Source organism: Pseudomonas sp. A2 (assembly GCF_023100865.1).
In the GTDB taxonomy this organism is placed as follows: Bacteria; Pseudomonadota; Gammaproteobacteria; order Pseudomonadales; family Pseudomonadaceae; genus Aquipseudomonas; species Aquipseudomonas asiatica.
In genome coordinates this window covers 5822505-5846497 of sequence record NZ_CP039127.1, presented here as the reverse complement: position 1 = coordinate 5846497, position 23993 = coordinate 5822505, and the positions used below count along the sequence as shown (strand labels likewise).

The 23993-nt window shown below is 56.9% G+C and carries 26 protein-coding genes; 20 read left to right on the top strand and 6 right to left on the bottom strand.

The window, feature by feature from the left end; genetic code table 11:
• Nucleotides 1-104 precede the first annotated feature (104 nt).
• A complete protein-coding gene (gene rpiA, locus E5221_RS26995) occupies nt 105-779 on the bottom strand; it encodes a ribose-5-phosphate isomerase RpiA (RefSeq protein WP_013974672.1) in 675 nt (224 codons plus the stop codon).
• A gap of 134 nt (nt 780-913) precedes the next feature.
• Between rpiA and ilvA the strand changes: the two genes are divergently transcribed.
• Both ilvA and E5221_RS26985 read left to right on the top strand, forming a co-directional pair.
• A complete protein-coding gene (ilvA, locus tag E5221_RS26990; RefSeq protein WP_013974671.1) occupies nt 914-2428 on the top strand; it encodes a threonine ammonia-lyase, biosynthetic in 1515 nt (504 codons plus the stop codon).
• A 194-nt stretch (nt 2429-2622) separates the two neighbouring features.
• On the top strand, nt 2623-3048 hold the full coding sequence (locus tag E5221_RS26985) for a DUF2269 domain-containing protein (RefSeq protein ID WP_015272187.1): 426 nt from the start codon (nt 2623-2625) through the stop codon (nt 3046-3048).
• A gap of 129 nt (nt 3049-3177) precedes the next feature.
• Here the strand turns inward: E5221_RS26985 and E5221_RS26980 are convergent, their stop codons facing one another.
• Nucleotides 3178-3834, bottom strand: a complete 657-nt coding sequence (locus E5221_RS26980; protein ID WP_247846691.1) for an HAD family hydrolase — start codon at nt 3832-3834, stop codon at nt 3178-3180.
• Between the two features lie 141 nt (nt 3835-3975).
• Between E5221_RS26980 and E5221_RS26975 the strand changes: the two genes are divergently transcribed.
• Complete coding sequence (locus tag E5221_RS26975) at nt 3976-4455, top strand: RNA pyrophosphohydrolase (RefSeq protein ID WP_003249017.1); 480 nt, start codon at nt 3976-3978, stop codon at nt 4453-4455.
• 22 nt (nt 4456-4477) lie between these two features.
• Entirely contained in the window at nt 4478-6757 is a 2280-nt protein-coding gene (gene ptsP / locus E5221_RS26970; protein WP_013974668.1) for a phosphoenolpyruvate--protein phosphotransferase, read from the top strand.
• 134 nt (nt 6758-6891) lie between these two features.
• Here ptsP and E5221_RS26965 read toward each other — a convergent pair whose 3' ends face one another.
• Nucleotides 6892-7638 carry an NRDE family protein gene (locus tag E5221_RS26965; protein WP_061550293.1) on the bottom strand — a complete coding sequence of 249 codons (747 nt, stop codon included), beginning with the start codon at nt 7636-7638 and terminating at the stop codon, nt 6892-6894.
• A gap of 128 nt (nt 7639-7766) precedes the next feature.
• Here E5221_RS26965 and E5221_RS26960 point away from each other — a divergent pair, with 128 nt between their 5' ends.
• From E5221_RS26960 to E5221_RS26925, 8 genes are all read left to right on the top strand, one after another.
• Nucleotides 7767-8549: a sulfite exporter TauE/SafE family protein gene (locus tag E5221_RS26960; protein ID WP_247846690.1), complete on the top strand. Its 783-nt coding sequence runs from the start codon at nt 7767-7769 to the stop codon at nt 8547-8549.
• A 16-nt stretch (nt 8550-8565) separates the two neighbouring features.
• Nucleotides 8566-9372 carry a prolipoprotein diacylglyceryl transferase gene (lgt, locus tag E5221_RS26955; protein ID WP_013974665.1) on the top strand — a complete coding sequence of 269 codons (807 nt, stop codon included), beginning with the start codon at nt 8566-8568 and terminating at the stop codon, nt 9370-9372.
• Nucleotides 9373-9423: 51 nt separating this feature from the next.
• Nucleotides 9424-10128, top strand: a complete 705-nt coding sequence (locus E5221_RS26950; protein ID WP_282189722.1) for a thymidylate synthase — start codon at nt 9424-9426, stop codon at nt 10126-10128.
• Between the two features lie 88 nt (nt 10129-10216).
• Nucleotides 10217-11452, top strand: a complete 1236-nt coding sequence (locus E5221_RS26945) for a site-specific integrase (protein WP_047595867.1) — start codon at nt 10217-10219, stop codon at nt 11450-11452.
• Nucleotides 11449-13836: a site-specific integrase gene (locus tag E5221_RS26940; protein WP_170033503.1), complete on the top strand. Its 2388-nt coding sequence runs from the start codon at nt 11449-11451 to the stop codon at nt 13834-13836. Before E5221_RS26945 ends, E5221_RS26940 begins: the two co-directional genes overlap by 4 nt.
• 3 nt (nt 13837-13839) lie before the next feature.
• A complete protein-coding gene (locus tag E5221_RS26935) occupies nt 13840-15927 on the top strand; it encodes a site-specific integrase (protein ID WP_047595866.1) in 2088 nt (695 codons plus the stop codon).
• Entirely contained in the window at nt 15927-16439 is a 513-nt protein-coding gene (locus E5221_RS26930) for a hypothetical protein (protein ID WP_021783586.1), read from the top strand. Before E5221_RS26935 ends, E5221_RS26930 begins: the two co-directional genes overlap by 1 nt.
• Nucleotides 16436-17269 carry a thymidylate synthase gene (locus tag E5221_RS26925; protein ID WP_021783587.1) on the top strand — a complete coding sequence of 278 codons (834 nt, stop codon included), beginning with the start codon at nt 16436-16438 and terminating at the stop codon, nt 17267-17269. The genes E5221_RS26930 and E5221_RS26925 overlap by 4 nt, the downstream gene beginning before the upstream one ends.
• Before the next feature lie 121 nt (nt 17270-17390).
• On the opposite strand, the gene E5221_RS26920 is transcribed toward E5221_RS26925, so the two are convergent.
• Nucleotides 17391-17882, bottom strand: coding sequence for a helix-turn-helix transcriptional regulator (locus tag E5221_RS26920; protein WP_021783588.1), 492 nt, complete (start codon nt 17880-17882; stop codon nt 17391-17393).
• 225 nt (nt 17883-18107) lie between these two features.
• Here E5221_RS26920 and E5221_RS26915 point away from each other — a divergent pair, with 225 nt between their 5' ends.
• The 4 genes from E5221_RS26915 (at nt 18108) to E5221_RS26900 (ending at nt 20161) form a co-directional block, all read left to right on the top strand.
• Nucleotides 18108-18488, top strand: coding sequence for a hypothetical protein (locus tag E5221_RS26915; RefSeq protein ID WP_031322386.1), 381 nt, complete (start codon nt 18108-18110; stop codon nt 18486-18488).
• 3 nt (nt 18489-18491) lie between these two features.
• Nucleotides 18492-18887 carry a hypothetical protein gene (locus E5221_RS26910; RefSeq protein ID WP_047934419.1) on the top strand — a complete coding sequence of 132 codons (396 nt, stop codon included), beginning with the start codon at nt 18492-18494 and terminating at the stop codon, nt 18885-18887.
• A gap of 87 nt (nt 18888-18974) precedes the next feature.
• Nucleotides 18975-19703: a metallophosphoesterase family protein gene (locus E5221_RS26905; protein ID WP_047934421.1), complete on the top strand. Its 729-nt coding sequence runs from the start codon at nt 18975-18977 to the stop codon at nt 19701-19703.
• Between the two features lie 65 nt (nt 19704-19768).
• Nucleotides 19769-20161, top strand: a complete 393-nt coding sequence (locus E5221_RS26900; RefSeq protein WP_021783592.1) for a hypothetical protein — start codon at nt 19769-19771, stop codon at nt 20159-20161.
• 16 nt (nt 20162-20177) lie between these two features.
• Here E5221_RS26900 and E5221_RS26895 read toward each other — a convergent pair whose 3' ends face one another.
• Nucleotides 20178-20471: a hypothetical protein gene (locus E5221_RS26895; protein ID WP_021783593.1), complete on the bottom strand. Its 294-nt coding sequence runs from the start codon at nt 20469-20471 to the stop codon at nt 20178-20180.
• A 702-nt stretch (nt 20472-21173) separates the two neighbouring features.
• Entirely contained in the window at nt 21174-21470 is a 297-nt protein-coding gene (locus tag E5221_RS26890; RefSeq protein WP_155249904.1) for a hypothetical protein, read from the bottom strand.
• Nucleotides 21471-21813: 343 nt separating this feature from the next.
• On the opposite strand from E5221_RS26890, the gene E5221_RS26885 reads away from it, so the two are divergent.
• The 4 genes from E5221_RS26885 (at nt 21814) to E5221_RS26870 (ending at nt 23983) form a co-directional block, all read left to right on the top strand.
• The gene (locus E5221_RS26885) at nt 21814-22005 is read left to right on the top strand and encodes a hypothetical protein (RefSeq protein ID WP_021783596.1); all 192 of its coding nucleotides are present in this window, start codon (nt 21814-21816) and stop codon (nt 22003-22005) included.
• Nucleotides 22006-22085: 80 nt separating this feature from the next.
• A complete protein-coding gene (locus E5221_RS26880; protein WP_021783597.1) occupies nt 22086-22292 on the top strand; it encodes a hypothetical protein in 207 nt (68 codons plus the stop codon).
• 142 nt (nt 22293-22434) lie between these two features.
• On the top strand, nt 22435-22800 hold the full coding sequence (locus E5221_RS26875; RefSeq protein ID WP_021783598.1) for a histone-like nucleoid-structuring protein, MvaT/MvaU family: 366 nt from the start codon (nt 22435-22437) through the stop codon (nt 22798-22800).
• Between the two features lie 397 nt (nt 22801-23197).
• Nucleotides 23198-23983, top strand: a complete 786-nt coding sequence (locus tag E5221_RS26870; RefSeq protein WP_021783599.1) for an SDR family oxidoreductase — start codon at nt 23198-23200, stop codon at nt 23981-23983.
• Nucleotides 23984-23993: the final 10 nt, after the last annotated feature.

Here is a 23993-nt window from a genome sequence, read left to right as displayed (position 1 = left end):
GCTTTGCAGCCCATTCGCAGCACAAGGCTGCTCCTACAGGAAACCGCGTACCCCTGTAGGAGCAGCCTTGTGCTGCGAATCGAGGGCGAAGCTCTAGCAGAAAGTTACTCGGCCTTGAGGCTCTTCACGCCCTCAGAGGTACCCAGCAGCAGCAAATCCGCCGGCCGTGCCGCGAACAGGCCGTTGGTCACCACGCCAACGATGGCGTTGATCTGCGCTTCCAGCTCCACCGGGTTGGTGATCTGCAGGTTGTGCACATCGAGGATCACATTGCCGTTGTCGGTAACCACGCCCTCACGGTACACCGGGTCACCGCCCAGTTTGACCAGCTGGCGCGCCACGTGGCTGCGGGCCATCGGGATCACTTCGACCGGCAGCGGGAACGCGCCCAGCACCGGTACCAGCTTGCTGGCATCGGCGATGCAGATGAAGGTCTTGGCCACGGCGGCGACGATCTTCTCGCGGGTCAGGGCTGCGCCGCCGCCTTTGATCAGGTTCAGGTGCGCGTCGCTCTCGTCGGCGCCGTCCACGTAGAACTCCAGTTCGCTGACGCTGTTCAGCTCGTAGACCGGGATGCCATGGCCCTTCAGACGCTGGGCAGTGGCTTCGGAGCTGGCGACCGCGCCGTCGAAGGCGGTCTTGTGCTGAGCCAGGGCGTCGATGAAGAAGTTGGCGGTCGAACCGGTGCCGACGCCGACGACGCTCTTTTCATCCAGCTTGGGCAGAATGAAGTCGACAGCGGCCTGGGCGACGGCCTGTTTGAGTTGGTCCTGGGTCATGCGGGCTCCGAGAGGGGCAGGGCGGATTTGAAAAGAGCCTAGTATAACGGCTCGGGCGGCTTTGCTGTGGTCGCCCGACGTAGCGCTGGGGTAGACTCCCAGCCCTTGTCCCGCGGCCCAGTGATGCATTCCCGATGCTCGAACAGTACGTCAAGAAGATCCTCACCTCGCGCGTCTACGACGTCGCGGTCGAAACCCCGCTGCAGAGCGCCGGGCAGCTGAGCAAGCGCCTGGGCAACCAGATTCTGCTCAAGCGCGAAGACCTGCAGCCGGTGTTCTCGTTCAAGATCCGCGGGGCCTACAACAAGCTGGCCCAACTGACCCCGGAAGAACTGGCCCGCGGCGTGGTCACCGCCTCTGCCGGCAACCATGCCCAGGGCCTGGCCCTGGCTGCGCGCGAGATGGGTATCAAGGCCACTATCGTGATGCCCAAGACCACCCCGGAGATCAAGGTCGAGGGCGTGCGTTCGCGGGGCGGCAAGGTGGTGCTGCATGGCGACTCGTTCCCCGAGGCGCTGGCCTATTCGCTGAAACTGGTCGATGAAAAGGGCTTCGTCTACGTGCATCCCTACGACGACCCGCACACTATCGCCGGGCAGGGCACCGTGGCCATGGAAATCCTGCGCCAGCACCCAGGCCAGCTGGACGCGATCTTCGTGCCGGTGGGTGGCGGTGGCCTGATCGCCGGCATTGCTGCCTACGTGAAATACCTGCGCCCGGAAATCAAGGTGATTGGTGTCGAGCCGGACGACTCCAACTGCCTGCAGGCGGCCATGGCGGCCGGCGAGCGCGTGGTGCTGCCGCAGGTCGGGCTGTTCGCCGACGGTGTAGCGGTGGCTCAGATCGGCCAGCACACCTTCGACATCTGCCGCCATCATGTGGATGAAGTGGTCACCGTCAGTACCGACGAAATCTGCGCGGCTATCAAGGATATCTACGATGATACCCGCTCGATCACCGAACCTGCTGGTGCCTTGGGCGTGGCGGGCATCAAGAAGTACGTCGAGTTGTACGGCGTGACCGGGCAGACCCTGGTGGCCATCGACTCCGGTGCCAACGTCAACTTCGACCGCCTGCGCCATGTGGCCGAGCGTGCCGAGCTGGGTGAAAAGCGCGAAGCGATCATCGCCGTTACCATTCCCGAGCGCCCGGGCAGCTTCAAGGCCTTCTGCGAGGCTATCGGCAAGCGCCAGATCACCGAATTCAACTACCGCAAGCACACCTCCGACGAGGCGCATATCTTCGTCGGCGTGCAGACCCACCCGGAAAACGACCCGCGTGCGGCGCTGGTACAGCAACTGACCGAGCAGGGCTTCCCGGTTACCGACCTGACCGACAACGAGCTGGCCAAGCTGCATATTCGCCATATGGTTGGTGGTCATTCGGCCGGTGCCAGTGACGAGATGGTGCTGCGTTTCGAGTTCCCCGAGCGGCCGGGGGCGCTGTTCAACTTCCTCAACAAGCTGGGCGGGCGCTGGAACATCTCGATGTTCCATTACCGCAACCATGGCGCCGCTGACGGGCGCGTGGTGGCGGGGTTGCAGGTGCCGGAAGACGAGCGCCATCTGGTGCCGGCGGCGCTGGCGAAGATCGGCTACCCGTACTGGGACGAGACTGACAACCCGGCTTACAAGCTGTTCCTGGGCTGAGCGGCTAAGCTAAGCCAGAAATCTCGCTTTTTGTAGGAGCGGCCTTGTGTCGCGATGGGCCGCAAGGCGGCCCCGACAATGTGTAATCATGGCCGAGATCCCGGGGCCGCTTTGCAGCCCTTTCGCGACACAAGGCCGCTCCTACAAGGGTTAGGGGCTGCTGCATAAATGGCCTGACAAAGGACAATTCGGACATGGAACACCTGACCACCCTCAAGACCCTGCACATCATCGCCACCGCGCTCCTGCTGCTGGGTGCTCTGGGCCTGGCGCTATGGACCGTGCGCGCCCGCCGCCAGGGCGATGCCGAGGCTTACGCCAAGCTACTGCGTCGGCCGCTGGTGTTCGTCTGGCTGGTGATGGGCCTGTGCCTGGTGAGCATGCCGTTCACCGGCTGGTGGCTGGTGCACCTGGTGGGCTGGCCGCTGGGGCAGACCTGGGTGCTGGCGTCCAGCGTCATCTATACGCTGGGCGCGTTTGCCGTGTGGTGGCTGCTGGTGCGGTTGAACCGGCTGCGCAAGGCCGAGGTGGTGGGGTTGCGCTTTACCCTGGCACTGGCGGTGTTCAGTGGGGTTTGCTTCCTGTCCATCGCCGGGCTGATGGGGGCCAAGCCGGTCTGACAGCTTTGTGCTGTATGTGCTGGCCTCTTCGCGGGTAAACCCGCTCCTACAGGGTCTGAGCAAGGCTTGAGGGCTGTGCAGTACCTGTGGGAGCGGGTTTACCCGCGAAGAGGCCGGCACAGGAAAACCTCAATCCCGCAGCGAAACCACCGGCCACCCACGCATCTCGGCCTCCGTCCGCAGCTTCGGGTCGGGATCCACCGCCACTGCATGCGCCACCCGCTGCAACAGCGGCAAATCGTTCATCGAGTCGCTATAGAAATAGCTGTCCTCAAGGTCGAAGCCGTTCTCCAGCATCCAGCGCTCCAGCCGCGTCACCTTGCCTTCACGGAAACACGGTATATCGGTACTACGCCCGGTATAGCGGCCATCACGCGTTTCGCATTCGGTCGCCAGCAACACGCGAACCCCCAGGCGCCGGGCAATCGGTGCGGTGACGAAGCGGTTGGTGGCGGTGATGATCACCAGCTGGTCGCCGGCCTCGCGGTGCTGCTGCAGCAAGGTCAGCGCCTTGGGCAGGATGATCGGCTCGATGCAGGCGCGCATGAAGTCGCGGTGCCATTCGTCGAGCTGGGCTACCGGTGTTGCCGCAAGGATTTCCATGGAAAAGGCCAGGTAGGCCTGCAGGTCCAGGGTGCCGTTCAGGTATTCCTGATAGAAGCCATCGTTGCGTTGCTTGTAGGTAACCGAGTCGAGGATGCCGCGCTGGCAAAGGTAGTCACCCCAGGCATGGTCGCTGTCGCCACCAAGGAGGGTATTGTCCAGGTCGAATAAAGCCAGGCGCATCGCGGTCACTCGCATAAGCCACAGGGTAGGCCCGCAGAATACGGAGTTTTCACGCTGCTGCACATAAGCTTGGCGGGCGCGTTGCTGCGCTCGCAAGCTTTGTGGAACAATGCGGTGACATGCGTTTGCGAGGTTGCTGCCGTGATCGACCCGGATGGTTTTCGCCCCAATGTCGGGATCATTCTCACGAATGATGCCGGGCAGGTGCTATGGGCTCGACGGATCAACCAGGATGCCTGGCAGTTTCCCCAGGGTGGCATCAACCCTGACGAGACGCCGGAAGATGCCCTGTACCGCGAGCTGAACGAAGAAGTTGGCCTTGAACGCGATGATGTGGAAATTCTTGCCTGCACCCGTGGCTGGTTGCGTTATCGTTTACCCCAGCGACTGGTGCGTACGCATAGCCAGCCGCTGTGCATCGGCCAGAAGCAGAAATGGTTCCTGCTGCGTCTGGTCAGCAACGAACAACGGGTGCGGATGGACCTGACCGGCAAGCCGGAATTCGACGGCTGGCGTTGGGTCAGCTATTGGTACCCGCTGGGCCAGGTTGTGACATTCAAGCGCGAGGTCTACCGACGCGCCCTGAAAGAGCTAGCACCGCGTCTGCTGACGCGCGACTGACGACGGAGTTCGACCCCGAGCCATGCTCAATACGCTGCGCAAGATCGTCCAGGAAGTAAACTCCGCCAAAGATCTCAAGTCGGCGTTGGGGATCATTGTCTTGCGTGTCAAGGAGGCCATGGGCAGCCAGGTCTGCTCGGTCTACCTGCTCGACCCGGAAACCAACCGCTTCGTGCTGATGGCCACCGAAGGCCTGAACAAGCGATCCATCGGCAAGGTCAGCATGGCCCCCAACGAAGGCCTGGTCGGCCTGGTCGGTACCCGGGAAGAGCCGCTGAACCTGGAAAACGCTGCCGACCACCCGCGTTACCGCTACTTTGCCGAAACCGGCGAGGAAAAATTCGCCTCCTTCCTCGGTGCGCCGATCATCCACCACCGCCGCGTGGTCGGGGTATTGGTCATCCAGCAAAAGGAGCGCCGCCAGTTCGACGAGGGCGAAGAGGCCTTCCTGGTCACCATGAGCGCCCAGCTCGCCGGGGTTATCGCCCACGCCGAGGCTACTGGCTCGATCCGTGGCCTGGGCCGCCAGGGCAAGGGTATCCAGGAAGCGCGCTTCGTCGGCGTACCGGGCTCGCCCGGTGCCGCCGTGGGGCGCGCAGTGGTTATGCTGCCGCCAGCCGATCTGGAAGTGGTACCGGACAAGACCGTCGATGACATCGACGCCGAACTGAAGCTGTTCCAGAACGCCCTCGAAGGTGTGCGCGACGATATGCGCAAGCTGTCGGCCAAGCTGGCCACCCAGCTGCGCCCGGAGGAGCGTGCACTGTTCGATGTGTACCTGATGATGCTCGAAGATGCGGCCCTGGGCGGTGAGGTGACCGAAGTCATCAAGACCGGCCAGTGGGCCCAGGGTGCCCTGCGCCAGGTGGTGGGCGAGCACGTCAACCGCTTCGAGCTGATGGACGATGACTACCTGCGCGAGCGCGCCTCCGACGTCAAGGACCTGGGCCGGCGCCTGCTGGCCTACCTGCAGGAAGCCCGCGCGCAGTCGCTGGTGTACGCCGACAACACCATCCTGGTCAGCGAAGAGCTGACCCCGGCGATGCTCGGCGAAGTGCCTGAAGGCAAGCTGGTCGGCCTGGTCTCGGTACTGGGGTCGGGCAACTCCCACGTCGCCATCCTGGCTCGCGCCATGGGCATCCCCACGGTGATGGGCCTGGTCGATTTGCCTTATTCCAAGGTCGACGGCATCGAGATGATCGTCGACGGCTACAAGGGCGAGGTGTTCACCAACCCCAGCGAAGTGCTGCGCAAGCAGTACAGCGACGTGGTCGAGGAGGAGCGCCAGCTGGCCCAGGGCCTGGATGCCCTGCGCGAACTGCCGTGCGTTACCCCGGACGGCCACCGCATGCCGCTGTGGGTCAACACCGGTCTGCTCGCCGACGTTGCCCGTGCCCAGCAGCGTGGCGCCGAAGGGGTGGGGCTGTACCGCACCGAAGTGCCGTTCATGATCAACCAGCGCTTCCCCAGCGAGAAAGAGCAGCTGGCCATCTACCGCGAGCAGCTGGCGGCCTTCCACCCGCTGCCGGTGACCATGCGTACCCTCGACATCGGTGGCGACAAGTCGCTGTCGTACTTCCCGATCAAGGAAGAAAACCCGTTCCTCGGCTGGCGCGGCATTCGCGTCACCCTCGACCACCCGGAAATCTTCCTGGTGCAGACCCGCGCCATGCTCAAGGCCAGCGAGGGGCTGAACAACCTGCGTATCCTGCTGCCGATGATTTCCGGCATCCATGAGCTGGAAGAGGCGCTGCACCTGATCCACCGCGCCTGGGGCGAGGTGCGTGACGAAGGCACCGATGTGCCGATGCCACCGGTTGGCGTGATGGTGGAAATTCCTGCTGCGGTGTACCAGACCAAGGAGCTGGCGCGGCAGGTGGACTTCCTGTCGGTCGGTTCCAACGACCTGACCCAGTACCTGCTGGCGGTGGACCGCAACAACCCGCGGGTCGCCGACCTATACGACTACCTGCACCCGGCGGTGTTGCAGGCGCTGAACACGGTGGTGCGCGACGCCCATGGCGAAGGCAAGCCGGTGAGTATCTGCGGTGAGATGGCCGGTGACCCGGCAGCGGCGATCCTGTTGATGGCCATGGGCTTCGACAGCCTGTCGATGAACGCCACCAACCTGCCGAAGGTGAAGTGGATGCTGCGTCAGGTGAATATGAGCAAGGCCAAGGAGCTGCTGGTCGAGGCCTTGAGTCATGACAACCCGCAGGTTATCCACAGCTCGCTGCAACTGGCCCTGAAAAACCTTGGGTTGGCGCGGATGATCGGGCCTGGGGCCAATAAAACCCTCTGAGTGTGAGGTGGCCTGTTCCGGCCTCTTCGCGGGTAAACCCGCTCCCACAGGTACAGCGCAGCCTTCAGATGCGGCGCAATCCCTGTGGGAGCGGGTTTACCCGCGAAGAGGCCGGAGCAAGCAACGTCAAATTATCAGGCCAGCAACTCAACTTCCCCCAAGTGCCCGCCAAATGGCCCGAAACTGCGCTCAATAAGCCGCCTTTTCCCCTGATCATCCACAATTAGCACCGTGCTCGCCCGCGTCCCGTAGTTCTGGCTGGCAATGAACACGCTCGACAGCAGCTTCTCGGTCGCCAACCCCACGCCCGTCTCCGGCAACTCGCCCTCCGGCGCAGGTTCGGCATCGGCCAGCAATGCCAGCAAGCGCTGTGGCTCTGGCGTTTCCAGTAACCCTTCCAGCCCACTGCGCGCCTTCACCAGCTTAGGCCAAGGCGTATCCAGCCCGGCATTGGAAAGCCCGTAAACCCCAGCCTCCAGCAAGCGCGGCGCCGCGTCTCGGGCATGCAGATAGCCCAGCTGCAGTCCATCGCCCACCAGCAGGTTGAACCCTGAATATTGCCTGCTGCGGCTGGCCACCTGGTCAAGATAGGCCTCGACCCCCAACTCCCCCTGCAGATACGCCGCCACCAGCTCGCCCCGCGAGCGCGGCCCCAAAGCCTGCGCCGGGTCGCGAATATTGGTCAGCGCCGCGAACCGCCCCTGCGGGCCGACGCCCAGCCAGGTGCCGCCGGCCTCCAGGTCGCGCCCGGCATATACCCCGGGAGCATCCTCCCAGGCCGCCAGGGCCTGGGTGGGGCGGGCATAGAATTCATCGCGGTTGGCCGCCACGATCAGCGGCAGGGCGTGCCCCGGTCGCCAGGCGAATACGATCAGGCACATCGGTAGGGCCTCCGGTTTTTTTCCACTGTACCCACTCCGATGGGGCACTTCCAACCTGACACACAGTTCACTAGAGCCGTGAGCCCGGCTTCCGTTACCATGCCGGATTGATTTCTTGGGGAAGACGAATGGAATTCGTGCTCTATCTGCTGTTGGGTGCCTGCGCCGGTGTGCTGGCCGGGCTGTTCGGCGTGGGCGGCGGTATCATCATCGTGCCGGTGCTGGTGTTCAGCTTCACCTTGCAGGGTTTCGATGCCTCGGTGCTGACCCACCTGGCTGTCGGTACGTCGCTGGCAACCATCGTCTTCACCTCGATCAACGCCGTGCTCGAGCACCATCGCAAGGGCGCGGTGCAATGGCCGATCTTCGCCTGGATGACCCTCGGCATCCTTCTTGGGGCCGGTGTCGGCGCCAAGACCGCCTCGCTGATACAGGGGCCGTTGCTGCAAAAGATCATCGGTGTGTTCGCCCTGGTCATCGCCGCGCAGATGGCCCTGGACCTCAAGCCCAAGGCCAGTCGAGGTATTCCCGGCAAGCCCGCGCTGATCGGTGCAGGTGGGGTGATCGGCTGGGCTTCGGCCATTTTCGGCATCGGGGGCGGTTCGCTGACCGTGCCGTTCCTGACCTGGCGCAGCCTGCCCATGCAGCAGGCAGTGGCCACGTCTTCGGCCTGTGGCCTGCCCATTGCCTTGGCCAGTGCCCTGAGTTTCATGCTGCTGGGTTGGCACGAAGAGCACCTGCCGGCCCACAGCCTGGGTTACGTGTACCTGCCGGCGCTGCTCGGCATTGCCCTGACCAGCATGTTTTTCGCCCGCTTCGGCGCGCGCCTGGCGCACAAGCTGTCGCCACGTTTGTTGAAACGCCTGTTCGCAGCCCTGCTGTTCTGTGTCGGTCTCAGCTTTTTGATTTGAATCGAGAGGAAGTTCCATGCTGCCTTACCCGCAGATAGACCCCGTGGCCGTGGCCATCGGGCCGCTGAAAATCCATTGGTACGGCCTGATGTACCTGGTCGGCATCGGCGGTGCCTGGCTGCTCGCCTCGCGCCGGCTGAACCGCTTCGACCCCACCTGGACGCGCGAAAAGCTCTCCGACCTGGTGTTCTGGCTGTCGATGGGTGTGATCGTCGGTGGTCGCCTGGGCTACGTGCTGTTCTACGACCTGCACGCCTACCTGGCCAATCCGACGCTGATCTTCGAGGTGTGGAAGGGTGGCATGTCGTTCCACGGCGGTTTCATCGGCGTGATGCTGGCGGCCTTGTGGTTCGGCAAGCGCAACAACAAGTCGTTCTTCGAGCTGATGGACTTTGTCGCCCCGCTGGTGCCGATCGGCCTGGGGGCCGGGCGCATCGGCAACTTCATCAACGCCGAGCTGTGGGGCAAGGCCACCGACGTGCCATGGGCGATGGTCTTCCCGCCGTTCAGCGACCCGGCGCAGCTGCCGCGTCACCCATCGCAGCTGTACCAGTTCGCACTCGAAGGTGTGGCGCTGTTCCTCATCCTCTGGGCGTTCTCGCGCAAGCCGCGGCCGACCATGGCGGTATCCGGCATGTTCGCGCTGTTCTACGGCATCTTCCGCTTCATCGTCGAATTCGTCCGCGTACCGGATGCCCAGCTGGGCTACCTGGCCTGGGGTTGGCTGACCATGGGTCAGATTCTGTGCGTGCCGATGATCCTGGCTGGCCTTGGCCTGATCTGGTGGGCTTATAATCGCAAGCCTACGGCGAAACCCGCCTGATTAATCCCACGGCAGGGGCGATCCCCCTGCCGTTTTTGCTACAGGTAAGCCATGAAACAGTATCTGGACCTGGTCCGCGACGTCATCGACAACGGCACGCTGCAGGGCAACCGCACCGGCATCCGCACCATCAGCCTGCCGGGCGCCATGCTGCGTTTCGACTTGCAGAAGGGCTTCCCGGCCATTACCACGCGCAAACTGGCGTTCAAGTCGGCGATCGGCGAAATGGTCGGTTTCCTGCGTGGCGTGAAGAGCGCCGGTGAATTCCGCGAACTGGGCTGCAAGGTGTGGGACCAGAACGCCAACGAGAACGCCCAGTGGCTGGCCAACCCGTTCCGTCAGGGCCATGACGACCTGGGCGAGATCTACGGCGTGCAATGGCGCCAGTGGCCGGGCTACAAGCGCATCCCGCTGAGCAACCCGGCGGCCATCGAAATGGCCGAGAAGGCGGGCTTCCGCCGCATCGCTCAGGACGAGGAGGACGGCGTCGCGTTCGTCATCCTGTACAAGGCCATCGACCAGGTGCGGCAGTGCCTGGACACCATCGCCAATGACCCGGGCAGCCGCCGTATCCTGTTCCACGGCTGGAACTGCGCGCAGCTGGACGAAATGGCCTTGCCGCCGTGCCACCTGCTGTACCAGTTCCACCCGAACGTTGAGACCAGAGAAATCTCCCTGACCCTCTACATCCGCTCGAACGACCTGGGCCTTTTATATGACGCAGCTAATAACGCACAGTACGTGCTAGCAGCGTAAAAAAATTTGCCTCTCTCCCGACTTTATCTTGACCTTGACAAGTTGCACATTCTGCATAGGATGGGCGGCCTTCAAAAGGGGGTAGTCGGTGAAGGTTGTAGTCACACAAAATCAAATGATCGACCTAGGCGGGTCGATGCTCAACGAAGACGGGCCACACGCAGCTGGCCTGGCATCCGTGACGGCGGTGGGGCTTTTTGACTCAGAAGAGAGGCTCGTTCCGCTTGTAAGTGAGTACCTCACCCAAGCTATTAAAACCGCGAATCTCTCCTTTGCTTCTGCTGAAACATATGGGCGAAATATCGGCTACTTGCTCGAAAACCTTAAAGGAACTACCACGTTCCACAATTCATCTTGGGATGAAATCCTCCTCAATGTAAGCCAGCAGGGAATCGCCAGATACTTTATTCATCTGCGCGAGGTTGAAGGTTTGTCGTCGGTAACTATCCGGAACAGAGATGGTTGTTACGCTGCCCTATTCAACGACTTCTTGTGTGTTGGCCGCAATCATCAACCCGCTCTGCGAGAAGATAATCCGTATGCAGCTGGATTCATTTCCCCGCCGCCGAAGAAGAAACTGATCGAGCCATGTTCGCTCAAAGATCTGAAGGCACTCATCTTGAGCACTGAAAGTGAAAGGGAACGGGTTCTCCTGCAGACAATCTTTGATGCGGGTATTCGTCGGAGCGAGGTTGGCAGGATTACTCTTGGTGCGGTCAACAAAGCCCTGGAATTCTCCCGCGCTAACTTCATCGGTGAAAACGATATTGAGTGGATACATCCCGATTATTGCCCACTTTTCATCGAGGGTAGCAAGGGGCGCGGGCAAGAGCTTAAAGAGCGATATGCAATTGTGAGTAAGTCTACGCTTGAACGTATCAAGCGCTATCATGCTACTCCTTTGTACCGAAAATACGCGAGACAGTATGAGTCCGCCGATGTCACTCCCTGCTTTTTCAACTCAGAGGGCTCTCCATTCAACGCAGATTCTGTCAGCAAACTGCTTGAGCGGGTATCGGAGCGAGCTATAAAAAGTAAGCGGCTAGATCGCAGTGTCTCTCCGCACAAGCTTCGCCATGGACATGGGTACGAAATCATGACCAGCCCTGACTTGGGTAAGACCTATTTGGATAATCTGGTCGCGGCTCAGTTGTCGTTGGGGCATAGCAGCAGCGCCACTACCGAAAGGCATTACCTTCAACTTCCGCAAGAAGTCTTCCGCATCTGCCATTCCTCTAATGGAAAGATAGCAACTAAGGAAAGTAGCATGGCGGCCCTCGTTGCCGAGACCGCGCTCAAAATCCGTTTGGGAGATAAAAAATGACTACTCATGAGCGCGCCATCGGAGGCATGCGGGTATACAGCTGGTTGAAGGAGCTGGAAGAGGATCCGCACGGTTACTACGAGATCGAACTTAGTGATAATGATAGCGGAATGTATGCTCCGCTCACGCTAAGTGCTTCTTATATTGCAAGCAAAGATCTTAACCCGTCACTTGAGGTATTCGAGTTGGCGGAACAGAAAATCATCTTGGATATGTGCATCAGTGGAGCAATCCATCTTGGTGAGTCTGCTGCGGGGTGCAATTGGCGCCTCAAGGTCTTGGGTTGGTACAAGAGCCTTCCAGAGGAGGATAAGCGCAAGCTTCCTATTTTCGGCAACAAGCTGAGCATTCGTCGCGGTCTTACATTGGTGCCAGGCTTAGAGGGCATTGAGTCCCAGCTGAGTCGCTACGCCAGCGTTGCCAGCGCTTATAATGAAATCAACCAAGACCTTCAGCGCCTTGGAGTAATCTCCAGCGACTACCAAACTGTCAAAGAGCGGCGCGAAAACAAAGAAGAATACGTTCCTCAGGAACCTATCCTCGTTGATTTTAAGCGCCTGCGAATGAAAGAGTTCGTGACCGTAGCCGACCTTGAGGCAGCCTCAGAGGTTAAGCCATTCAATGATCTCAAGCACGCATTTGCAATTGCTTCGTTGAAAACGGCGAGCGATTCGGGCGAGCGCAACTACCTCGACGCGTTCAACCTTGTGTCGCGGTTTTTCCTTGAGCGTGGGCTCACCGGAGGCGAGCCTATTGCTGCTACCTTGGATGCGTTTATCCTTCCTCGCTTCTATAGCCATCTGGAGCAGATGATTGTCCGTGGTGAATCGTCTCCAAGCTTTGCCAATACTCTGCTCAGTGCGTTTCGTAAAACGCTCACCACTATCAAGAACCTGAAGGGCTACGCTGGGCCTGACTTTGTCAACTGCCAGGGGTTCGATGCTGACCGAGTCACTGATCAGTATCGTCCGTATACAAGTTCCGAGCGTCGACGGATCGCCGCATGCGTAGATGAAGACATCTTGCGCAACAATGCGCTCGCGCAGCCATATCAGTTATCCGGTGTTGGTGAGGATCCTGTCGGCTCCAATGGCCAAGTGAAAAAGGGATTCGGTACGCTCGACAATGCCCGGTGGATTTTCGAAAACAAACTGAACTGCAATGTGGTAGGTACGAGATCGAGAACTAGGGGTGATTCATACACTGATGCCTTCTGGGGCATCGTTAGTCGTTCTGGTGTAGGCCTGCGTGAGCTCCTAGAGAGCTGGGGTACGCATTATGTTATCGACTCCCAAGTTATCGCACCGTATGCGATTAAATTGGGACAAATAACGGGTCTTAATGCGGATTCGCTAAAATATCTGAATTTGGACGACTTCGAGCCGCAGCATGAGCTGACCGGGCGTGCCTGCTTGAAATATTGGAAGGAGCGCTCAGGGGGCGGAAAGGTGATGCCCGTTGATCTATTTGATGCGGATATCACCTGGCTCACCACTTCTCAGGCTGAAGCGGTAGCGAAAGTCTTCAAGGACGTGGAGGCCCTCACCGAGGGGTTCCGTGGCGCTGCGCCTGAGAAAGCGAGAAACAGCCTATTCATCTGGCAATCGAGTTCGCCCGGCGCTTTCCTTGAGGTTAAGTCGTTTACCACGGGTAAGAACGGGTTCGTAACGGTCGTTTTCAACAGCTATGCGCAGCGAAAGGGCATCCTCAGCGATGAAGGCACCCCGCTCAACCTTACTCCCGCACGCCTACGTCCGAGCTTCATCAGCGAGCTGGTTGAGCGTGGTGTGCCGATTCGTGAAATCCAGTTGATTCTGGGCCACAAACACATCAAGACCACCCAGGCATACCTCGATCGGATGGACTTCAACACCATTGCGCGTGCCAAGCTAGATGTGGCGCTACGGCAGCTTCACGACCGTGCGGTTGGGGCAGCAGACCTGGCTATTGCGCCCAAGCCGAACGAGACACAGTCCGCAAATCTTATCGAGGTCGTACAGCTCGATGCTCCAGTGGTAGTGTTCAAGACGCCATTGGCAAGCTGCAAGAACATCTTCAACCCCCCAGATTTCATCAAGAAGTTGAGCACTTATGTACCTGGACGGCCATGTTCCATGTACAACATGTGCTTGGGCTGTGAGAATGTCCTGCTCACTGCTTCCAACCTGCCTGAGCTATTTGCCATGGAGCGGGATTATCGAAAACTTGCTGAGGTCAGCCGAGTGATGGATACCCCTTATGGGCATGTAGTGCATGAGAATTTGTCGCTGCTCGAAAGTATCCTTGGTGATAAATCTGATTTTACTGCTGATGAGCTTGCCGAAGGTCGTCGTCTCGCTGAGTTCGTAGATACAACTATTCTTATTGATGGCGTGGGGTTGTAGTATATGGAGCAGTTCGAATTTTCAACTCTACTGTCTTTCGCCAAGTACCGAGAAACCGTATCTGCGATTCTGCTTCAGTTGAAGTCAGGTGATGATGATATTGCTTCGGGTGAAGCTCTCAAATTTCTGAATTATATCCAGTCATTACAGGTATCCAAGCTTTCCGCCTTTGTTTCGCCGGTCTGGGACTTCAATGCGGACTATCCGAATGCATCACGGCACATTCGCGGAGCGAAGCTGCGAATGGACTTCACAAAGTACCCGAATATTCCTGAGTTTGCGATGCTTGAGTTGCGAACTGCCTTCATGCTTATTTTGAAGGGGATTAGTGGAGTGCCGGAGCAAGGAAGCTCCATGCGAATTTCCAAGGCGCTTCCAAAACCTAATACAGTAATAGCTAGATTCGAAGCTGGATTACGATTCTTAGATAAAACCTTTTCGGCTGCAGTCCAAGAGTTAGGGCGGGAACATGTTGAACGCGAATTTCTGTCGGTTCACATGCTGCCTTCTCACTTGTACGAGGAAGCTGCGAAAGACTTTGAATATGTCTTTGATAATGCTTTGGAAGTTTTTTTTAAAGGGCTTCGCTCTGGATATCTCGTAGAGAATGTCTTTGGCTCATGCTTGCCAGTTGTAAACCTTTCAACGCTAAAATGGAAGCTTCTTGGTAAAGCTAAACGTCCTGAGGGAGAGGAGAAAAAGAAGCGACAGGTGCTTCCAAACGACGTTTTTGAAGTATCCTCGCGCGCTTCCTCGCTGGCCATCGTCGATTTTCTTGACGCTATGGGTGAAAGGGTTGTCGATACTCTTACTTTGAGTCGGCGCAACTCGGAAAAACAATTATTAAGTCATATATATGGATTGTGTCCGCTCAAGTTTAACGTGTATGTTTATAAGCGTCTTGCGTACAAGGGTTTTCCTAAGAGTGAAGTCTCCAAGGTGGTTGGGGATACGTTTTTTGATTCAAGCTATTACTTTTTTACAGACGCTCTAGATGCGGTGAAGATGTATTCTGAAGATACTGGCTCAAAGATTGACGATGGGTTTAGGTATTATTTGAATTATGTTAACTATGCTTGTATGTACGTCATTGGCCAGTATACAGGCATGCGCCCTTCTGAATATGCCGAACTTTTGGCGAGTTCCTGCTTAATATTTGATGGCACTTACTGGGTGTTGAGAAGTAATGTCAGTAAGCAAGAAGATAACCTAGTCGAACTCTTTGATGACTTCTGGTTGGCGATTCCGATTGTTCGCGATGCTGTGCGTGTTGCTCAGTTACTTGCCAAATATAAGAATAACGATTTCATTTTTTCGAACGTCGACACGGTGCCCTTTGGCAAGCAGGGTCAGCCGCTTGGTGGTGCCGGCTCCAAGGAGACGCTAGATAAATTCTTCAAGAAGGTTCTGACTCCTGAGCAGTTCTCCGACCTCGACTTCAATGCTTATATGATGCGGCATACGCTCGCCTATCAACTGTACCGTGCGGATGTGGGCCTTCCCTTCATCTCTCACCAGCTGAAGCACTTTGGCGAAATCGTAGGGGTTGGCCATTCCGAGCGGGGCTTCAGTAAGACGACTCTGGGGTACGGTGAAATCGCTGAAATGCTGACGAAAAGTGGCGGTAGGGGCGTAAGCGGCAAGTCCTTCCGCCATGACGCCGAGGTGGAGAGCATTAAGCAGCGATTCGATCCTGATGGCAGTTATGCCGGTGTGAACGCTGCAGCCCACAAGGAGCGTTTGCAGAGGGTCTTCAAAGGATACATGGCATCCGGACACACCAAGGACGATATCTTCGAGGCCATGGCTGAACAGCACATCGCTGTCATCAGCGTGGGCCAGGGCTTCTGCTACGGTGGCGGGCCCATGGAGTTCGATGAATCGATCCCCTGCATCGGCGGGCTTCGCTGCAACCCGAACCGTTGCGAAAATGCTGTCGTCAGCAAGGCCAACGCCCCTGCCTGGCGAGATGTGTATTATCAAAACAAGAAGCTGCTGGAGAACCTTGAGTACGCCCATCTGCATGCCCAAAGCAAAGCTGCAATGGAAGAGGCCTACGGGGTGCTTGAGCTGCTGGGAGAAGAACTCTGATGACGGATTCCCACGCTTTCGATCAGAAAAACAAAGAAGATTTTGATCGTTATTCTGAGCTGCTCGCGCAAGCGCTTCTGGATATCGCGGCGAATGACTCACTGAAAGCAACGGCGGCGGAACTGAGCCGGCTAACGGGTATTCACCGCAATACTATCAGGCAGCGTGTATGGCCTCTGGAACGGCTGGAGACCATCAAAGAAAACCGGCGCATTGAAGTTCTTCGCCAACAGGTCACAAAAAAGAAACCAGTTGATCCTGTGGTGCTTCTGACTGAAAAGCTGGAGAACGCAAGGGTTGAGATTCTTCATTGGTTCACTAAGTGCAGGGATGCGGAGGAAGAGCATCAGAAGAGCGAAAGAAAATATATTAACATGGTAAGTTCTCGAGATACTTATCAAAACCTTCTGGCGGATGCTAACAAGCGGCTCTTGGACTCCCAGAAGGAAATTGATAGACTCAAGCAGGTTATCAGTATCCTGGAAGCTGCCCAGGCGGAGAAAATTTCATGAAAAGCTACCTGGAACTACTGACAGATGTTCTAGAAAACGGTGCGGTCAAAGATGATCGCACTGGTACCGGTACTGTGAGTGTCTTTGGTCGTCAGTTTCGCCATGACTTGTCGAAAGGCTTTCCATTACTTACAACTAAGAAGCTGCATTTCAAGAGTATTGTTAATGAGCTGATTTGGTTCCTTAATGGTGATACCAATATTAAGTGGCTCAATGAGAATGGCGTGAAGATTTGGAATGAGTGGGCCACCGAAGACGGTGATCTAGGCCCGGTCTATGGCAAACAGTGGACAGCCTGGCCTACCAAGGACGGCAAGACGATCAATCAGATCGACTATGTCGTCAATGCGCTGAAGACGAACCCTAATAGCCGACGGATCTTGTTCCATGGGTGGAATGTCGAGTTCCTCCCTGATGAGAAGGTGAGCCCGAAAGAGAACGCCAAAAACGGCAAGATGGCACTCCCTCCGTGCCACCTGCTGTACCAGTTCTATGTTGTGAACAACAAGCTGTCTTCACATTTATTCATCCGTTCGTCCGACAGCTTCCTCGGCCTGCCATACAATACGGCGTCCTTGGCGTGCTTGACCCACATGCTGGCTCAGCAGTGCGACCTGGATGTAGGTGAGATCGTGATTTCGTTGAGTGATGTCCACATCTACTCCAATCACATGGAGCAGGTGAAAACTCAAATCGCTCGTGAGCCTCGGCAGCTGCCTGAGTTGAAGCTGCTTCGCAAGCCGGCATCGATTTACGATTACAAGTTCGAAGATTTCGAACTCGTTGGCTACGACCCGCACCCTCACATCGCGGCAGCCGTCTCGGTCTGATTGACCTGGCATACGATTACCGGCCCTATGGGTCGGTTGTCGTGTTCAGCTGACTTCCCGCCGGCAGTACAACTCGGGGAGCCTACAGCGCCCCCTGGTGAGAATTTGAAGGCTCAACTGCTCAGGCCTTCCGCTCCCCCGCTGGCATGTGCCAGAACTTGTGGACGGTGGAATAAGGCATCCCCAGCTTCACTGAGGTCGCTTTCTGGCTGAGGCCTTCAGCCTTGCAGTCGAGGATTGCTTTGATCCTGTCTGGAGGAGTCGGCGGCTTGCCGGATTTGGCTGCTATCAGACTCCCATTCGAGAATTGCGCAGGCAGGCTTTCCATCACACGCATCTCACGAAGCTTACTCAGCTCTGTCCAGAGGTGCGTCATGAACTCTTCAAGTTGTTCTTGGCGCTCGTAGCAAGCGGCAGCTGCGAGGAGTGCTACCGAGTCGACGTCCAAGCGTTTACTGATGTCTTCGAGCATCTCGAAGCTGATGTTGGATTTCGCGTGCTCGATCCTGTGCAAATGCCGAGGCTCCACCGTGGATGCGAGCTGTTCTTGGGACAGGCCGCGAGCGGCACGAGTGGTGCGGAGCACGGCTGCCAGGGTGTATCGCGTTGGCATGGTAGAGCTTCCCGCAAAGGGAAGCATAAGGCCACACTGAAAATTCTACATCCACGTACTATAGGCAGTGAATGTAGAATGGTGTTATGGTGGCGCCATCCGTTCCCGCATGTGGCTTTTGTTCTCAAAGCACGATCATCCGTGGGCGCGAGATTGTCAATTTATATGAATTGTTTAAGGGCGAAGTGCTAGCTAGATGCCCGCGATTGATAGGTGGAGTGTGTTGTGCTGGTCACCCAAAGAACCGAACTACGAGGGCAGTTTTTAGCTCTGGACAGCCTGAATTTGTTTTGGGATTCAGCAAGCCTCAATCCTGATTGCTATTACTTTGTCGTTGAAGGAAGTGGCTTCGTTAATGGCTGTTTAGGCCCCTCCGTGCGTTTGGTGTCGAGCGTTGAGGTTGTAGATTCCCTCTGCAAAGGGGATGCAGTGGATTTTTTAAGCGTTAATAAAGTCCAGCTACTCGCCCCTCCAGCGATGACCAATCAATCCGAGTTCTCGATGAAGCTGCTCTCCGAAATTCGGATCAAGGAAGGTACCCAGCCGACCCCGGTGTACGAATTTGTCACGAGTGATGGCCACGTCTATTCGAGCGCGAGAGGCTGAATCATGGTCATCTCGTTGGATGAGATAACGGAGTTTCTTTACGGCGCCGGGGAGCTATTGGAGGGTTGGACAGGTACGAGAGTTGAACTAGTTCAAGCTGCGCACGAACGCTTTTCAGGTAAAGCGTTTTGCCTGGTGCAGCGCTGGATTCTGGTAGAGCTGCCTCCGGAAGAGGTTGAGACGTTACCGAATGGAATAGCGCCCATGGTGATCTTTGCCCATGACGTGATCCATGACAGCCGGAGGCGCTTTGCGCCACGCTCCTGGGTGAGATCCACGTATGCGGTTTCGTTCGAGCACCCGTGCATGTTTGAAACGAAAAGCACGGTCTACCTTCTCGTCGGAGATGGTTACAGGAAGCAGGCGAAGCTCGAGCTGGTTTTGTCGTTGCAGCCGTAGAGCATTCCAGATTTTTGAGCCCGGCCCCCTCTGGGTGGCCTTGGATGGGCGACGTAGCCTTCCGCAGCGTGGAGTACGGGGTTCCGTATGAAGGTTTTGGTTTTTTCTGATTTGCACTTGGAGTTTGCTGACTTCCAGCCACCTTCAGTAGACGCGGATCTCGTTGTACTTGCAGGCGACATTTCAGTGCGTAGCCGGGGTGTGCATTGGGCAAATGAGGTCTTCGATTGCCCGGTGATTTATGCCTGCGGCAACCACGAGCATTACGGCGGAAACGTTGACCGGACGTTGGCCAAAATGTGTGAGGCTGCTGCGCACCACGTGCATGTGCTGGACAACCAGAGCATCGTCATTGGCGGCGTCCGTTTTTTGGTCGCTACGGCTTGGACGGATTACACCGCAACCGGTGATTACAGGGCCGCGATGCGGGAGTGCGCAGAGTGGATGACTGACTTCAAACGGATCCGCGTCGGTACCGGCTACAGCAAGCTTCGCCCAGTCGACCTCATTGCCCGGAACATTGCTGCTCGTGCTTACCTGGCCTCAGAGCTCGCCAAGAGCTTTGACGGTTCGACCGTCGTGGTCACGCACCATTGCCCTATCCCTGAGGTCGCCGGGAGTGGTCATGAGGGTCACTTGGGGGCTGCTTATTTCAATGCTTGGCACGACTTGGTAGCGCAGGCCGACGTGTGGATTTTTGGTCATACGCATCACGCGGTGGACAAAGTCGTTTTTGGCTGCCGTGTGGTCTCCAATCCGAAAGGATATCCGGGTGAGCGTACGGGGTTTTCTCCGGAGTTCACCGTCGATATTTGAAAGCCGCTTAAGCGGTCAGCACCAAGTGCATTGGTATGGTTTAGACGCATTAACAGGATGTGTGAATGGCAGATCAAATCAAGGAATACTGCGGTGAAGAGCTCTCTACTTTTCAACTCAAACGGGTCATCCGGGCAATGGCTCAGAAGTACCCTATGCCCATCACGGCTTACCTGAGTGATGTGGTCATCTCGTCCGACTGCGCGCTCGGTGTTGTTTTTGGTCAGATGGTTCAAGGACATGGGTCGCACATGCGTGGCTACACGCTGAGGACGGAGCCGATCTACACCCTGTCGAAGATAGGGCGGTATTGGGTGATCTCCTCGAAATGCGGGAATTACGTGCTGACGACCTTCAGGCGCGGCACAGGCCGTGACAGCCTTCGAGCATTGATCGCAACAGCCGACGAGCCGGATTCGCGTTCAGCAAGGCAGCCAGGCGCCTTGACGGGCGCCTGAAGACGCGAATGGTTCATCAACTGACCGTCGAAAGCAGCGTCCGCAGGAAATCTTTTCGGCGCTGGATGCTGCTCAGGATTACGTAGTCCCTTTCGCCGTCTGGGCGGAGATGGCCAGCTTCGACCAGGCCGAAGATGAAGCCTTCTGCCTTGGCTCTTGCCACGCAAAGGTCTTGCTCGGTTGTGCAGCTGTGAATGTCATCAACGAGGCGTTTCCAGCACTCGCTCTGACGCCTGCCGGTGGCATCGGCGGCGAAAGCGGGCGCATGGATAAGGGACGCGTAATAGCCAGGACGCGAGGTGGTGCTCAAGGAGGGTTCTCCTAGGGAATGGGGATGGCAAGGCTATCACGCGTTTATTCATTCGCCTGTTAACAGTCCGGCCATGGAGCGCTCAGTTCAGACGTAGCAACGATCACGCAAGGAGATTGAAATGGTCAAAAGCCGCATACCGCTCTCTAGCTGTCCAATCGAGGAAACTCCAGCGATCACCATCCCAAGCAGCGTCGCAAACGCAATGGAACGTTCCTTTGGGGTCGAGATAACGGGGTACTTGTCGAGTGTGCGATATGGGGCCGGTGAGCTATCCCTCAAAGGGATCGTTTTCGGTGATCGCGAGCGTCGCTTCGAGGATGGATCGTCGATCATCACATCAATCGTCCTCGACTTCCAAGAGCTTCAGGGCTTCTTGGTTGTACGAACCTTACGCAGTGTCTATGTGGTGTGCGATTGGGCTGGCGAATGCGCTCGTGAGAATTCGGAAACCAGGCACTGAGTGTATGGCTTGAGTCCTGATGAGCGAGTTAAAGAGTGGGATAAGGAATGAAGCTCTCGCGATTAGATGAACCTAACGAAATTGTCGACGTCACTTGTGACGGCTGTGGGTGTTCTACGCGTGGGAGTGAGGGCGATTTTCAGTTTGGAACACTGCACGGAGCATGGGGTAACGGGGCGACACACCAGAGTGAGGTGTACGAGTTGCACCTCTGTGAAAGCTGCTTCTTCACTCAGCTATCAGGCATCAAGCGAGCGCGGTGGCTCGGCATGATGTTCGAAGAAAAAGCGGACGCCTTCCTGGCCGATGAAGCCTTTGGGCGGATAGAAAACTTCACGAGGGGCAGGGATTGAAGCGGGATCGATGAGGTTTTGCTCTTCGGTAGATCCTGCAGGTGGTTGATGGCCATGAGCCATTGAAAGGCGACTTCCGAAAATATTTTCAAAGACCCCCCTTGAAATTTTTTTTGCGGGACGGAGTATATTATTTGTAATCAAAAATAAGCTGCTCTCTCCCACCTTTCCCCCGTCACTCATCGAATACCCTTCAGCTGCTTCTATTGCTTTGCTTTTTCTTTGTCCATGGCTATTCGCTATTAACAGGAAGGTCGACTGGCTTTTGATGCTTTTTTTATCAAAGGCTACGATGTCTCCTGCCTTGAGCCGTCGTAGTGGTAATCGCTTATCCGGCCGCTAGGCCGGCTAGCTTTTCTATTGACCTCAAATGCAGAGCGGCTTAGATTTTTTTTGAGCAGCCCTTACCACACCTCGGTGGCCGTGACGCCGTTTCCGAGCCCGTTCGTGGTCAATTTGAAGGCACCAATGGGCGGTTTAGGTTGGCGTCGCGGCCGATAGCTCTTGGCTAGCCCAGGTATCTTCCATGAAGGATTATCAGGCCAGGTTGAATGAGGCCACCGCAGATCTTCACTACTGCGATTTGATCTTCACGAGCCAAGAATCTGCTGAGTTGAAACGGCTGGCCAAAGAGCTTCAGGCAGCCGGTCAACACCCAGGACTGGCTGGGGTCGTGAGCTGCATCCTCGAGAATACAGGAGGTGGTAGAGAGGGATGATCGACATACTCAACGCCCCTCAAGCCTGAGTAATCTTGAGCTCACGCCACCCGGAACCTTTGTCCATTGGAGTAGCAGTCATGAAAGACCTCAGCAAAATGCTTCCTCATGATCATCCGATGTACGCGGAAGCCGTCGAGGCGTTGAAGGCGTATCACCAGGCGCAGGATGGCGGTATTACTGGTGCTGAGCTTGAGCGGCTGCGTTTGCTCACTGATCACCGCTTCCAGGCGGTCACGGACTATCAGCTTCAGGCTCTGGGCGGCCCGGCAGTGACCAGTCATTGAACGATGATACTGGTTAGTCAACTGGCACTCTTAAGTATGAGTTTCGAATTAGGCCCAATTGGGCAGTACTTTTTCACTTCGATGTAGCAGTCGAATATGACAAACTATCCTCTTGTTGAAACAACCATCTAGGAAGAAGCATATGTCTCGTCTCGCCGAATTCCGACGCTTAGAGCAGCAACTCGCTCAACAGCTCGCAGAGCTGGAAGCTATGAAAGGTGATTCCGCAATCAAGGCGGAGATGGAATTTGAGGAGAAGCTGCGCGCCTTACTTGGCGAGTATGGCTACACCCTTCGGGATGTCATCAACATCCTGGATCCGCAAGCAGGCAGCCGCCGTCAAGCTCCCCAGCCTCAAGAGAAGTCCGTTCGCAAACCACGTGAAATCAAGGTATACAAAAACCCGCACAATGGTGAGCTAGTGCAGACCAAAGGCGGTAACCACGCTGTTTTGAAAGCTTGGAAAGCTGAACATGGTGCTGAGACTGTGGAGTCGTGGCGCCAGTAATCATCGCGTTTTGATGAGGTGTGGGCCCGATAGATAGCCTCATCTGGTAAATCGCCGACGAGGAAATGAACCCTTCAGCGGTAAATCAATCCCCCGTCGCGGAGAGTCGGAGACCCCGAGCTACACCATTAAAAAAACCGCCTGTTGGCGGTTTTTTTGTTTCCGTCTCGACCTGGCTTGGGCAATCCAAGAACGATCAAATGAAGGGTGTCTTCGTGCTGGTCATTAGCTGGTCTAGCTTCCTTTAGTTGTACCGGTTTCTGATCCGCCCGGGTTAGCGCCCCCTCGCGGCGTCATCCACTCCCTCTGACCGATCACGACAGGCGGTAGCTTGACACCCAAATCACGCAGGCCTAATCTACCTACCAGTAGATAGACAAGCGAGGAGGTACTACTCATGCAGTTCAAAGGTCGTAAGCTTCTGGTTGTAGGTGGTACGAGCGGCATCGGTCTTGAAACCGCACGTATGGTGGCGGAACAAGGCGGCTCAGTCGTGATCGTGGGTAACCGTGCCGAAAAGGCCGAAGCGGCCCGTAAAGAGCTGGCAGCTCTGGTAGGTGAGAATAAGGTCATTGCTTATTCGGCTGACCTCACCGACTTCGCTAGCGTGAAGGGATTGATCGAGAAACTGGCTGCCGAGCACAAGGACATTGATCTGATGGTCAACTCCGCCGGCATCTATTATCCAAAGGCCTTCGTTGAGCACTCGTTGGAGGACTACGACAACTTCCTCAACCTCAATCGCGCCATTTTCTTCCTGACCCGTCACGTAGCTGCAGAATTGGTCGCGCAGAAAAAGCATGGCTCGATCGTAAACGTAACTGCTGCTGCTGCCCGCCAGGCCGTTGAAGGTGTACCCGCATCAGCTTACTCAATGGCCAAGATCGGCCTGGACACGCTCACTCGCCACGCAGGTGCAGAGTTGGCAGAGCATGGTATCCGCGTGAATTCGGTAAGCCCTGGCATTGTGGAAACCAAGATTTTCGAACGCTTCATTCCTGGTGATCAGCTGGATGGTGCCCTGAAGGACTTCAACAATTTCCACCCGCTGGGCCGCAACGGCACTCCGCGTGATGTCGCTGAATCGATCGTCTTCCTGCTGTCGGACAAGGCGTCGTGGGTAACTGGCGCGGTGTGGGATGTTGACGGCGGGGTCATGGCCGGTCGTAAGCAAGGCAAGTAACATACTGGTA